The organism is Streptomyces sp. NPDC096046, assembly GCF_040303285.1.
GTDB lineage: Bacteria > Actinomycetota > Actinomycetes > Streptomycetales > Streptomycetaceae > Streptomyces.
The window spans coordinates 1-12,506 of record NZ_JBEOSZ010000020.1 but is presented as its reverse complement, the minus strand read 5'-3'; the positions used below and the strand labels follow the sequence as shown (position 1 = coordinate 12,506).

8 protein-coding genes are annotated in these 12,506 nt (G+C 70.7%); 2 read left to right on the top strand and 6 right to left on the bottom strand.

Going from position 1 to position 12,506, the window contains the following annotated elements:
• Positions 1-61: 61 nt before the first annotated feature.
• Positions 62-1,372 carry an LCP family protein gene (locus ABTX62_RS18990; protein ID WP_352117233.1) on the bottom strand — a complete coding sequence of 437 codons (1,311 nt, stop codon included), beginning with the start codon at positions 1,370-1,372 and terminating at the stop codon, positions 62-64.
• 92 nt (positions 1,373-1,464) lie between these two features.
• Between ABTX62_RS18990 and ABTX62_RS18985 the strand changes: the two genes are divergently transcribed.
• Positions 1,465-2,049 (top strand): acyl-CoA thioesterase, encoded by a 585-nt coding sequence (locus ABTX62_RS18985; protein ID WP_352117232.1) that lies wholly within the window; start codon positions 1,465-1,467, stop codon positions 2,047-2,049.
• A gap of 7 nt (positions 2,050-2,056) precedes the next feature.
• On the opposite strand, the gene ABTX62_RS18980 is transcribed toward ABTX62_RS18985, so the two are convergent.
• The gene (locus ABTX62_RS18980) at positions 2,057-3,538 is read right to left on the bottom strand and encodes an LCP family protein (protein ID WP_352117231.1); all 1,482 of its coding nucleotides are present in this window, start codon (positions 3,536-3,538) and stop codon (positions 2,057-2,059) included.
• A 127-nt stretch (positions 3,539-3,665) separates the two neighbouring features.
• On the opposite strand from ABTX62_RS18980, the gene ABTX62_RS18975 reads away from it, so the two are divergent.
• Positions 3,666-4,703 (top strand): glycosyltransferase family 2 protein, encoded by a 1,038-nt coding sequence (locus ABTX62_RS18975; RefSeq protein ID WP_352117230.1) that lies wholly within the window; start codon positions 3,666-3,668, stop codon positions 4,701-4,703.
• Between the two features lie 98 nt (positions 4,704-4,801).
• On the opposite strand, the gene ABTX62_RS18970 is transcribed toward ABTX62_RS18975, so the two are convergent.
• The 4 genes from ABTX62_RS18970 to ABTX62_RS18955 form a co-directional block, all read right to left on the bottom strand.
• On the bottom strand, positions 4,802-6,457 hold the full coding sequence (locus tag ABTX62_RS18970; RefSeq protein ID WP_352117229.1) for an LCP family protein: 1,656 nt from the start codon (positions 6,455-6,457) through the stop codon (positions 4,802-4,804).
• Positions 6,458-6,683: 226 nt separating this feature from the next.
• Entirely contained in the window at positions 6,684-8,435 is a 1,752-nt protein-coding gene (locus ABTX62_RS18965; protein WP_352117228.1) for an LCP family protein, read from the bottom strand.
• Positions 8,436-8,668: 233 nt separating this feature from the next.
• Complete coding sequence (locus ABTX62_RS18960; RefSeq protein ID WP_352117227.1) at positions 8,669-10,411, bottom strand: LCP family protein; 1,743 nt, start codon at positions 10,409-10,411, stop codon at positions 8,669-8,671.
• Between the two features lie 241 nt (positions 10,412-10,652).
• Positions 10,653-11,867, bottom strand: a complete 1,215-nt coding sequence (locus tag ABTX62_RS18955) for an LCP family protein (protein WP_352117226.1) — start codon at positions 11,865-11,867, stop codon at positions 10,653-10,655.
• Positions 11,868-12,506: the final 639 nt, after the last annotated feature.

The following is a 12,506-nucleotide window of genomic DNA, read 5'->3' as shown; positions in this document are numbered from 1 at the left end:
CCGCCGCACGGCGAGGGGGGCACCCGCCCGGGTGCCCCCCTCGCCGTGCCCGGCCGCTCGCTCAGTTGCCCGAGACGGTGACCGGCTCGTCGTTCTTCAGCTGGCTCACCAGCGTCTTCACCTTCGCGGTGTTCCACTGGAGGTTGCCGTTGGGGGCGTTGCCCGCGACCGGCATGTTCATCGACTTGCCGTCACCGCCGCTGACGCCCTTCATCGCCCAGAACATGGACGCCAGGTCGAACAGGCCCATGTCCTTGTCGACCACCAGGGAGTCCAGGCCCGCGCCCATGGTCGGGTACAGCTTGAACGGGTTCAGGACCGTGCCCGGGGTGGCGACCTGGTTGGCGAGAGCCGAGAGGAACTTCTGCTGGTTCTTCGTGCGGTCCAGGTCGGAGCCCCGGAGGGCGTAGCGGGTGCGGACGAAGGCGAGGGCCTGCTCGCCGTCGAGGGTCTGCTTGCCCTTCTTCAGGTCGGCACCGGACTTGGTGTCCTTGATGTCCTGTGGGATGTCCATCTCGACGCCGCCGACCGCGTCCACGATGCTCGCGAAGCCGGCGAAGCCGATCTCCACGTAGTGGTCGATGCGCAGGCCCGTGTTGGCCTCCACCGTGCGCACCAGCAACTCCGGGCCGTCCTCGGAGTAGGCCGCGTTCAGCTTCGTCTGACGACCCGTGGCCGCGTAGAACTTCCCGGAGTCGGACCCCTTGAAGGACGGGATCGTGACGTTCGAGTCGCGCGGCAGCGAGATCAGTGTCGGGGCGCCGCCGCCGGTGTGCAGGATCATCATCGAGTCCGTGCGCTTGCCCTCGGCTGACCCGGTGTGCAGCTTCTTCTTCTCCTCGGCCGACATGCCCTTGCGGCTGTCGGAGCCGACGATCAGGTAGTTCGTGCCCTCGCCCGCCTCCGGCCGGTCGATGACCTTCGACAGGTCGACCTCGCGGTTGAGTTTGGAGTCGGCCCAGAAGTACGTGCCGACGCTCGTCACGACCAACAGCGTCACCACGGTGATGGCCGTCACCTTGATGCGGCGGCGCCAGTTCGGCGCGGGGCGCGGCTCGTACACGCCGTCGCCCGGACCGCCCGGACCGCCGGGGCCCCGGCCGCCCGAGGAGCCGTAGACCTGGCCGGTGTTGTAGCCGCTGTCGTAGCCGTCACTGGGGCCGTGGCCGCCGCCGTCGACGTAGGACGGCTGCTGCGGTACTCCGCCGCCGTACGGCGGGGCGCCGCCGTACGGCGCCTGCCCGGGCGATGCCGCCGGACCGCGGCGGACCTGCCGCATGACACGGGCGCTCTCGGGCCGCGCGCTCGAGCTGCCGCGTCCGTACCGGCTGCCGCGGTTGTCGCCGGAAAACCCCTCGGGCCAATCATTCATGCGGCCCAGTGTGCAGGTCCGCGTGGCAGGCCATACAAGAGTCGTCGGAAAATCAGAGCACGGCTGTGGCGAAGCTGACACAAATCCCCCTCATGCCGCCTCGGCATAGGGTGGGGGCCATGACAGACCAGGCCCCAGCTGCGGATTCCGGCAGTCCGGAAATCCCGGGCAAGCCGACTTCGGCGTCCCGCACCACCCTCAGCCACATCATGACCCACAACGACACGAACCTTCTGGGGACGGTGCACGGCGGGGTGATCATGAAGCTGGTCGACGACGCGGCGGGGGCCGTGGCCGGGCGGCACTCCGGCGGGCCGGCCGTCACCGCCTCCATGGACGAGATGGCGTTCCTGGAGCCGGTCCGCGTCGGCGACCTCGTGCACGTCAAGGCACAGGTCAACTGGACGGGCCGCACGTCGATGGAGGTCGGCGTCCGGGTCCTGGCCGAACGCTGGAACGAGTCCGCCCCGCCCACGCAGGTCGGCTCCGCCTACCTCGTCTTCGCCGCCGTCGACGCCGACGGCAAGCCCCGCCGGGTTCCGCCGGTTCTCCCGGAGACCGAACGCGACAAGCGCCGCTACCAGGAGGCCCAGATCCGGCGCACCCACCGCCTGGCCCGCCGCCGCGCGATCCTGGACCTGCGGGAGAAGCGAGCGGCAGAGGGCTTCGAGGACTGACGCGCGTCTACGAGCACGCCACCTCGTCCCCCCGCACCACCCCGACCTCGCCCCGGCCCGGGTCCTCGGCCCGCACCTTCCGCACGCGTTCGAAGTCCGCTCCGGCGATCACCTTCAGGGTCGGGCCCAGGCCCTTGACCGCCCGGAGCTCACTGCCCGGCAGAGCCGCCGCGAGGGACTGGGCGGAGCGGTCCCAGCGAGGGTCGTGGGCGATGACCGTGCGCCTGACGTCGCGGGCGGCGGAGTTCACCGGAGCCTTGGTCGTGCGGAAGCCGGTGGAGGCCAGGGCCGCGTCCACCCGGCGGCCCAGGCCGGCGGTGCGGGTGCCGTTCTCCACCTGGACGCGGATCTGCTGCGGGGCGACCGGGACGATCAGGGCCGCGCCGTGCGGCCGGTGCACCGACAGCGGCTGGTCCTGGCGCAGGGCCTGGAAGAGACGCTCCGACTTCACCGGGTCCCACTTCAGCGTCGACCCGACGCCCTTCACGGCGTAGCCCATCCGCGCGATCGGGACGGTCGTGAACTCCGAGGAGGACGGCGAGAAGTTCCGCATGGCCCGACCCAGGTCCAGCATCTCGTTGGTGCCGAAGCCCCTGTCGGCCCGTACCGAGCCGAGGACCGCCCGCGTCACGTCCCGGAACTTCATCGGGTTGAGGAGGATTCCGGACGAGGTGAGCCGGTCCACGAGTGCCGCCATGAAGCGCTGCTGCCGTTTCATGCGGCCCAGGTCGGAGGCGCCGTCGACATGGCGGGCGCGGACGAACTGGAGCGCCTGCCCGCCCGCGAGCGTGTGCCGTCCGGCCGGCAGGTTCAGGCCGGTGTAGCTGTCCTTCAGCGGCTCCGCGGTGCAGATCTGCACACCCCCCACCACGTCGACCGTCCTCATGAAGCTGGTGAAGTCGACCTCCAGGTAGTGGTCGATCTTCACCTTCGTCATGTCCTCCACCGTGCGCACGGTCAGCTGCGGCCCGCCCTCGGCGTACGCCGCGTTCAGCTTGACGGGGTGCCCCTGGTGCCTCTTGCCGCTCGTCCGGTCGGTGTGCGCGGGCGTCATCGCGTAGGAGTCGCGCGGCAGGCTCACCACGCTCGCCCGTTCCCGGTCCTCGGAGATGTGCACGATCATGATCGTGTCGGTGCAGTGGCAGGGGGCGCCGCCCAGCCGGTACTTGTGGCGCTCCTCTTCGCTGATCTTCTCCCGGCCGTCGGTGCCGACCAGCAGGACGTTCATGCCGTGGCCCGCCTGCGGCCGGTTCTTCATGTCCTTGAAGGGGTCGACCCGGGTGATGTCGGCGTCCAGGCTGGTCATCACCGCGTGCCCGATACCGGCGGAGGCGAGGACCACCACGGACAGGGTGGTGACCGCCCGCATGCCCCAGCGCGGTGTGCGCCGGACCGGGCCGGGGCGGCGCGGAGCGCGGCGGGGAGAGGGGGGCTGCGGGCGGCGCCGGGGTGCGGCGGTGGACCGAGGGGACCGCGGCGGCGTGGGCATGGGGACACCTCCGGACGACGGCCGTACGTGGGATCCGTGAAACCGTAGGCCGATACGATCTGCGGTCCGCGCCACCGCCCCGGCGGCGCGCACCGGTGTCCCCCGTTCGCGGTAACGTGAGGCCCCTATGAACGCCAATCCCGACGTGCGGCTCCCCGCCGTTTCCGTGATCATGCCCGTCCTCAACGAGGAGCGGCATCTGCGGGGAGCAGTCCAAGCGATCCTCGCGCAGGAGTACGCCGGCGAGATGGAGGTCGTGATCGCCCTCGGTCCGTCCACGGACCGCACGGACGAGATCGCCGCCGAGCTCGTGGCCGAAGACCCGCGCGTGCACACCGTCCCCAACCCCACCGGCCGTACGCCCGCGGCGCTGAACGCGGCGATCAGCGCCTCCCGGCACCCGATCGTCGTCCGCGTCGACGGCCACGGCATGCTCTCGCCGAACTACATCGCGACCGCCGTCCGGCTCCTGGAGGAGACCGGCGCGCAGAACGTCGGCGGCATCATGCACGCCGAGGGCGAGAACGACTGGGAGCACGCGGTCGCCGCCGCGATGACCTCGAAGATCGGGGTCGGCAACGCCGCCTTCCACACCGGCGGTCAGGCGGGTCCGGCCGAGACCGTGTACCTCGGGGTGTTCCGGCGCGAGGCGCTGGAGCAGCAGGGCGGCTACAACGTGGAGTTCATCCGCGCCCAGGACTGGGAACTGAACTTCCGCATCCGTGAGGCCGGCGGGCTGATCTGGTTCTCGCCCGAGCTGAAGGTGTCCTACCGGCCGCGGCCGAGCGTGAAGGCACTCGCCAAGCAGTACAAGGACTACGGGCGCTGGCGGCATGTGGTCGCCCGCTACCACGAGGGCTCGATCAACCTGCGCTACCTCGCCCCGCCGACCGCCGTGTGCGCGATCGCGGCCGGCCTGCTGGCCGGTGCCCTGCTGACGCCGTGGGGCTTCGTGGTGCCCGGCGGCTATTGCGCGGCGATCCTGCTCGGCTCGGTCCCGGCGGGCAAGGGCCTGCCGCTGAAGGCGCGGCTGCAGATCCCGGTGGCGCTGGCCACGATGCACATGTCGTGGGGCTGGGGCTTCCTGACCAGCCCGCGGGCGCTGGCGAAGAAGGTCATCGCCTCCCGGCGCCCCGCGGTGCGCACGGACGTCGCCGCGAGCTGACCCGGCCCGACGGCCGAGGCGCTGCGACGTCCACGGATGCGGAACGGGGCTCGCCGTCCTTCCGGACGGCGGGCCCCGTTCTCATGCCGTGCCCGCGGTCACCACCGGTAGGGCGGGTACACGTCCATGCACTCCTGCTGGTCGGCGGTCAGCGCGTCCGCGGACTCGGGCAGATCACCCGCCTCGGGAGCCTTCTGCTTCGGGTAGGCCGTCCCCTCCCGCCAGTCGCTGCCGATGGTCAGGGTGGTGGTGACGTCGTCCGTGGCCCGCACCTGACCGCTCGGGACGCCGACCGCCTCCGCCACCGACAGCGCGTTGGCCCGGCCCTGCTCCCCGGTGCTCTTCGGGTAGGTCACCTGCGTCCGGGCGTGCGGTTCCGGCCGGCCCGAGGCGACGGCCCGGGTGAAGCCCTTCTGCCGCAGCACGGCCACGATCGCGGCGGCGCGTTGCGCAACGGCGGCCTGCTCGTCGCTCGCCGTCCCGTTGACGACGGAGACCGACAGCCCCGCGGCCGGCGCGGCGGCCGGAGCCGTGGCCGTCCCCGACGCCGAGGACGGACCCGAGGCCGGGGACGGACCCGAGGTCGCTGCCGACCGCGCCTTGCCCGCCTTGTCGAAGGAGACGTCGTCGCGGAGCATCGCCCACATCGTGTCGGCGTCCTCCGGCTTGGGCACGAGGTGGTTGCGGTTCAGGGGGTCCTCGATCCACGGCATCGTCGTCATCGTGACGCGGTTCGTCGGGACCGACTTCAGTTGCATGCCCAGGTCGTACAGCTCCTTGACCGTGCCGATCTCCTCGGACACCTTCAGCGCCTTCGTGCCCGCCTCGGCCAGGCGCATGAGCCGGCCGGTGTCGGTGAAGGCGTTCTGCTCCTTCAGCGTCCGGATCATCGCGTTCATGTACATGTGCTGTGCCTTGGCGCGCAGCGGATCACTGCCCCAGGCGTGGCGGGTGCGCAGCCACTGCAGCGCCTGCTTGCCCTGCACCTTGTGCTCGCCGGCCTTCAGCTTCAGTCCGGAACCGCCGCGCTGACCGGACAGCGGCCGGTCCCACACGTTCTGGTTGACGCAGACCGGGACACCGCCGATGGCGTCCGCCATGTCCACCACCCCGGCGAAGTCGACCATCATCCAGTGGTCGATGTACACACCGGTCAGGTTCTGCCAGGTGGCGAGGGTGCAGCCCGGACCGCCGCGCTGGAGCGTCTCGTTGATGATCGTGTTCTTGGCCGGGTAGGTGTCCCCGGTGTCGGGGTCGACGCACTTGGGGATGTCCACCCGGGTGTCGCGCGGGATGCTCACCACGGACGCGCTCTCGCGGTCCGCCGAGACGTGCAGGAGCATCTGCACATCCGCCAGGGGCTTGCTGCCGACGTTGTCCCTGCCGCCGCCCAGCTTGACGTTCTCCGCCGAGTTCCGGCTGTCGGAGCCGATCAGCAGGATGTTGAGCGGGGTCTGGCCCGCCGCGTTGGGTCGGGTCTTCTCGACCTCGGTTTCGCCGCTGTTGCGTTTGCCCTTGTCGATGTTGCCGTTGAGATGGCGGTAGTAGAGGTATCCGGCGCCGGCCGTCCCGAGTATCAGTACCGACAGCACGATCGCGGACCAGCGCGATATCCGGCGTCGGCCGCGCCGTCGGCCGTGGCCACCGCCCCCCTCGCCGCCGCCGGCGGGCGCCTCCGCTCCCGGACGCTCATCCTGGGCCAGGCCGCCCGAATCGTGCCGCGTGCTGCCTCCGCGCACGTCACTCTGCGCCATACCCCTGCCTCCCCACCCCTACGGCCGACCCACGGGTCCGCCCCGTGTCGTGTTCGGATCACGGGCGACCCGTCTCCGTCCGGACCCGGGTATCCCCGGTGCTCCGCCGGAGCACGGTCGTCTCCGTTGCTGGTTGGACCACTGACATGCCCGGTCGGATGTACACCCGGCCGATTCGTCCGGGCATGCTCCGTCCACCTGTGAGACGCAGGAAAGGACGATCAGGTCACTTCGCGCACTCGACCTTGTCGGCCGTGGCCTTCTGCACGTCGTCCGGCACCTTCGCCGGAGTGGTGAGGGGCACTCCCGCCCCCTTGAAGTCCTTGCCCAGGGTCAGCGTCATCGCGGGGACCCCCTGGGAGTTGGTCACGCTCCTGCCCGGCTTCAGCGCGGCCCCGGACAGACCCATGATCTCGGCGAGCCGGCGCGCCTGGTCCGCCTGGTCGGGCGCGTACTCCAGCGTCGTCTTCGCCAGCGGCCGCTCCGCGTTGCCCGCGTTCTCGGACTTGGTGACGCCCGCCTGGACCTGCAGCCAGCTCAGCGTCTCCTGGGCGCTGCCCGCGACGGCACCGCCGTTGAGGATGCGCACCCGGACCTCCGAGGCCTCCGCCTTGGGGCCCTTGAGCCGGGCGGCCTCGGCGGCCTTCTCCTTCTTCTTCTCCTGCTTCACCTCGGTCAGCGACACGTCGTCCCGGACCATCGCGAACAGTTGCTGGGCCTGCGGCTGCTTCAGGACCACCGTCGCCTTGACCGCCTCCGAGGGGTTGTCGACGACGGGCACGGTCGCGAAGGTGAGGTTCTTCGTGTCGAACTTGCCCAGTTCCGCCCCGAGATCGGCCAGCTTCTTGATCGTGTTGATCTGGGAGTCGACGGTCAGCGCCTTGGTGCCCGCCTCCGCCAGTTTGATCATCTTCGAAGGGCTGGTGAGGGTGTCGTTGGACTTCAGCTTGCGCATCAGCGAGCCCAGGAACTGCTGTTGCAGCTCGATGCGGCTCAGGTCGCCGCCGAAGCCCACGGAGTGCCGGGTGCGGACGAAGGCCAGGGCGTCCTCGCCCTCGATGGTGTGCTCGCCCTTGGGCAGGTCGAGCTTGGAGTCCTTGTCCTTGATGTCCTTGGCCAGGCAGACGTCGACCCCGCCCACCGCGCTGGTCAGCGTCTTGACCGCGTTGAAGTCGGCCACCATGAAGTGGTCCATCTTCAGCCCGGTGAGCTCGGTGACCGTGCGCATGGTGCAGCTCGGCGTCCGGTCCTCCTGCCCGAGGCTGTTGTTGAAGCGGGTGCGCTGACTGCCCGGGATGATCTTCTCCGAGCCGTCCTCCTGCGTCGTCGGGCAGTCCGGGATGTCGGTGATCAGGTCGCGCGGGATGCTCAGCACCGTGGCGTTCGTACGGTCCTTGGAGACGTGCAGCACGAGCGTGGTGTCCGCGTGCCCGGAGCTGTTCTTGTCGCCGTAGCCCTCGTTGCCCTTGCCGGTGCGCTTGTCGGTGCCGATCAGCAGGATGTTGATCGCGCGGTCCTTGCTGAACCCACCGGTGCCCGCGCCGTCGTCGGAGACGGACGTGATGTTGTTGTTGAGGTGCTCGTAGTAGAGGTAGGCGGCCGCGCTCACCCCGACCAGGACGAAGGCCAGCGAGCCGCCGGTCCACGTCAGGACCTTCTTGCCCTTCGCCTTCTTCGGCACCGGGCGGCGTCCGCGACGCCCCGCGGCCGACTCGGCGGGGGCGTTGGCGCGTCTGCGCGGGGAGGCGGTCTCAGCGGCGGGCGCGGCCGTCTCGGGGCGCCGGGCGGAGGTCTGGCGGGCCCGTGCGGCGGCGCCTGTTCCGGTCCTGCCCCGGCCACCGGAACCGCGCGGGCCGGGGACGGGCGACTGCGCTGCGGAAGGGGCCAGTCGCAGTTCGTATTCGCCGGTGTCCGGGTTGAGTACCCACTGGTCTGCGGGGTCGATGTCGTCCGCCCGCCCACGGCTTTGCGCGTCCACGGTTGCCTGATTCCTCCGTCGGGCCACGCGGCGCCCTCCCCCGGAAGGCGCACGGTGCTGGTCGAGCAGTGCACGCCCCCAGGACGGACCTCATGGGTGAGAGCACTGGATCGCACACACTATCCGCACACTTCGCCGTCAAGCGACGCGGGTGACAAATTCCACGTTCTCACAACTGGGCAATTCGGCCCATTTGTTTGGGGGAGGTTCGGTGAAGGGGAAGGAATTCGCGGTTACTTGGCGCACTCCACCTTGTCGGCGGTGGACTTCTGCACCCCTTCCGGTGCCTTTGTGGGCGCCGTGAGGGGAACGCCCGCACCCTCGAAGTCCTTGCCGAGGGTCAGTGTCATGGCGGGCAGCCCCTGGGAGTTGGTCACGCTCTCGCCGGGCCTCATAGCCGATCCGGACAGTCCCATGATGTCCGCGAGGCGGCGGGCCTGTGCGGCCTGGCCGGGCGCGTACTCGAGCGTGGTCTTCGCCAGCGAGGCGGGCGCGTTGCCGGCGTTCTCCGACTTGGTGACGCCCTCCTCGTTCTGCAGCCAGCTCAGCGTCTCCTGGGCGCTGCCGGCGACGGCACCGCCGTTGAGGATCCGCACCCGCACCTCGGAGGCCGGGGCCTTGGTGCCCTTCAGTCGGGCGGCGACCGCGGCGGCCTCCTTCTTCTTCCGCTCCTTGACGGCGGTGAAGGAGACGTCGTTCCTGATCATCTCGAAGACCTGCGGGGCCGTGGACTCGTTGAGCACGACCGTGGACTTCACCGTCTCGACCGGGTTGTCGACGACCGGGACGGTGGTGAACGTCAGGTTCGCGGTGTCGAGCTTGCCCAGCTCCAGACCCAGGTCCTTCAGCTTGCCGATGCTGTCCAGCTGCGAGTCGACGGTCAGCGCCTTGGTGCCCGCCTCCGCCAGGTCGAGCATCTTCTGGGGGCTGGTGAGGGTGTCGTTGGACTTCAGCTTGCGCATCAGCGCGCTCAGGAACTGCTGCTGCAGCCCGATCCGGCTCAGGTCACCGCCGAAGCCGACGGCGTGCCGGGTCCGCACGAACGCCAGCGCCTGCTCGCCCTCGATGGTGTGGGTGCCCTTGGACAGCTTCAGGTGCGAGTCCGGGTCGTCGATGTCCTTGCCCAAACAGACCTCGACCCCGCCGACCGCGCTGGTCAGCGTCTTGACCGCGTTGAAGTCCGCGACCATGAAGTTGTCCGGCTTGACTCCGGTCAGCTCGGTCACGGTCCGCATCGTGCAGCTCGGCGTGCGGCCGTCCTGGCCGAGGCTCGTGTTGAAGCGGACCCGCTGGGTGCCGGGGATGACCTTCTGGGTGCCGTCCTCCTGCGTCGTCGGGCAGTCCGGCACGTCGACGATCAGGTCGCGCGGGATGCTCAGCGCGGTCGCGTTCGAACGGTCCTTGGAGACGTGCAGCAGGATCGTGGTGTCGGCGTGCCCGACACTGCCCGCGTCGCCGTACTTGTCGTTGCCCTTGCCGGTGCGCTTGTCGGTGCCGATCAGCAGGATGTTGATCGCGCGGTCCTTGCTGAACCCACCGGTGCCCGCGCCGTCGTCGGAGAGGGACGCGATGTTGCCGTTCAGGTGCTCTATGTAGACGTACCCGGCGCCCGCACCGGCGACCAGCACGAACGCCAGCGTGCCGCCGATCCACAGCAGGACCTTCCGGCCCTTCGAGGCCTTCTTCACCGGGCGCCGTCCGCGCCGCCCCGGCAGCGGCTCCTCCGGCGCTCCGCGCCGTCTGCGCGGCGGCGGCACCGTGCGCCCGGGCGTCTCGGGCCGTGGCCGGCCGGGTGTCTCCGTACGGCCGCGCGCCCGCGGGCCCGCGTCGGAGGGTCGCGGCCTGCGCGGAGCGGGGACGGGCGACTGCGCTGCGGAAGGGGCCAGTCGCAGTTCGTATTCGCCGGTGTCCGGGTTGAGTACCCACTGGTCTGCGGGGTCGATGTCGCCCGCCCGCCCACGGCCTTGCGCGTCCACGGTTGCCTTTTCCTCCGTCGGGGCACGCGGCGCCTTCCCCTCCAAGGCGCTCGGGTCTCGGTCACACAGTGCGCGACCTCAGGACCGTCCCTCAGAGCCGGGCGCACCGGGATCGCTCACACTAACCGTCCCTTTCGGTGCCGAGCGACGACGGTGACCCATTCCACGTCCCTACACCTGGGCAATTCGCCCATTTCCCAGGTGAAGAGTTCGTGGCCTTGGAGTGGCCTTGGTGCCCGCTTTACTCGCAGGTGTCCTCGGCTGCCGTGTTCCCCCGAAACGTCGGTGGAGGAGAAACGGCGACGGCGGGCGCCCGGAAAGAGCCCGGATGCGAATCCCCGAACGACGGGTCACGCGAATCGGCGGCTCTCGCCGGGGCGTGACGTCCTGGGCCGTTCCCCTCGACGACCACCGGTGTGTCCGTGCGCAGCCGCTCGAACAACAGGTCCGCCGCGGGCTCGGCGAGTTGGTCGCGATTGGCGTCGTACGCGTACGACTCCCGGGGAACGGTGAGGAATTGCACTTGTTCCATGGGGATGTCACGCAGACCGCGCACGAGTTCGTACAAACCACGCAGGCTTGCCAGATCCGGATCGGTGGTGAGGGACGAGGTGGCGGCGTCCAGCACGGGATACAGCTTCGCCGGATTCAGCAGGACGTCATTGCTGCGCACCTTGTTGACGAGCGCCCCGAGGAATCGTTGCTGCCGTTCCATCCGCTCGGTGTCGCTGCCGTCGCCGAGGGACTTGCGGGCGCGGACGTAGCCGAGGGCCTGCTCGCCGTTCAGCGTCACACGCCCGGCGGGCAGCCGCAGCTTGGCGGCCCGGTCGTCGATCGGCTCCCGCAGGCACACCTCGACGCCGTCGACCGCGTCGACCATCTTCTTGAAGCCGTGGAAGTCGACGACGACGTGATGGTCGACACGGATGTCGGTCAGCTTCTCCACCGTCCGGATGGTGCAGGCCGAACCGCCCAGCTGGAAGGCCTGGTTGAACATCGCGAACCTCGGAGCGCTGCGGGACCCGTCCGGGCGCCGGCAGCCCGGCAGGTCCACCATCAGGTCCCGGGGCAGGGAGACGGCGGTGGCGCTGCTCCGCCCCGCGGACAGGTGCAGCAGGATCGTGGTGTCGGACCGCTCGGTGCCGGAGTCCCGCCCGTAGCGGGCGTTGTCGCTCCCCTCGCGCGAGTCCGACCCGATCAGCAGGATGTTCCGGGCGTCCTTGACCAGCGAGGTGGGCCGCTCCTGGTCGTAGCGCCGGAGTTCGGCGGCGGCCGCCTCGTCGGGCGTGATGTTCCCGCTGAGCTTCGCGTACACGGCCCAGCCGACGCCGCCCGCCGCCACGAGGAGAGTCGTGACCCCGAACGCCGTGACGCGCACCCACCGCCGTCGGCGCCGCCGCAGCAGCCCCCGCCCGCTGGCGGATGCCCCCGAGCCCGGACCGACCCTGTAGCCCACGGCAGCAACCACCCCTCCTGACGTAGGAACGCCCCGCGCGCACCGCTCCTACGACCATGGCGCGGATGCGGGGCGGGGGAGGAGTGGGGATGGGCCGGACGGGGGAGGGGCCAGGGGGTGTCCGCGACGTCGCGTCGTCCGCCCGGAAGGACGGGCCCCGCGGCACCCTGGGGGTCCCCCTGCCCGAGCGGAGTCGAGAGCTTGGGGGAGGAACGCACTCTCGGGGTGCCGGGCGGGCGCCTGCGTGCGGGTCGTAGCCGGGTGGGTGTGCTTTCGGGGTGTCGGGCGGGCGCCTGCGTGCGGGTCGTAGCCGGGTGGGTGTGCTTTCGGGGTGTCGGGCGGGCGCCTGCGTGTGGGTCGTAGCCGGGTGGGTGTGCTTTCGGGGTGTCGGGCGGGCGCCTGCGTGTGGGTCGTAGCCGAGTGTTCGCCCGGTACTGCCGGTGGGCGCACCGCCTGCTCGCAGCGTGGACGGCGCCGCCGAGCCCCGGGCTTCGGGGAGCGTGCCGGGCGTCGCGGGGCAGTCGGGACTTCGCGGACAGCCTTAGCCCCTTCTGATGGATCTCCGCGGCGTCGCGACGCCCGGCACGCTCCCCCGCTCTCGGCTTCGCTCGAACGGGAGGGGCCCCACCGCCGCACCGC

What these genes read in the sequence shown, in the direction of transcription:
- ABTX62_RS18990 (WP_352117233.1), bottom strand. Translation starts at nt 1,372, where the DNA reads ATGAATGATTGGCCCGAGGGGTTTTCCGGCGACAACCGCGGCAGCCGG.
- ABTX62_RS18985 (WP_352117232.1), top strand. Translation starts at nt 1,465, where the DNA reads ATGCCGCCTCGGCATAGGGTGGGGGCCATGACAGACCAGGCCCCAGCT.
- ABTX62_RS18980 (WP_352117231.1), bottom strand. Translation starts at nt 3,538, where the DNA reads ATGCCCACGCCGCCGCGGTCCCCTCGGTCCACCGCCGCACCCCGGCGC.
- ABTX62_RS18975 (WP_352117230.1), top strand. Translation starts at nt 3,666, where the DNA reads ATGAACGCCAATCCCGACGTGCGGCTCCCCGCCGTTTCCGTGATCATG.
- ABTX62_RS18970 (WP_352117229.1), bottom strand. Translation starts at nt 6,457, where the DNA reads ATGGCGCAGAGTGACGTGCGCGGAGGCAGCACGCGGCACGATTCGGGC.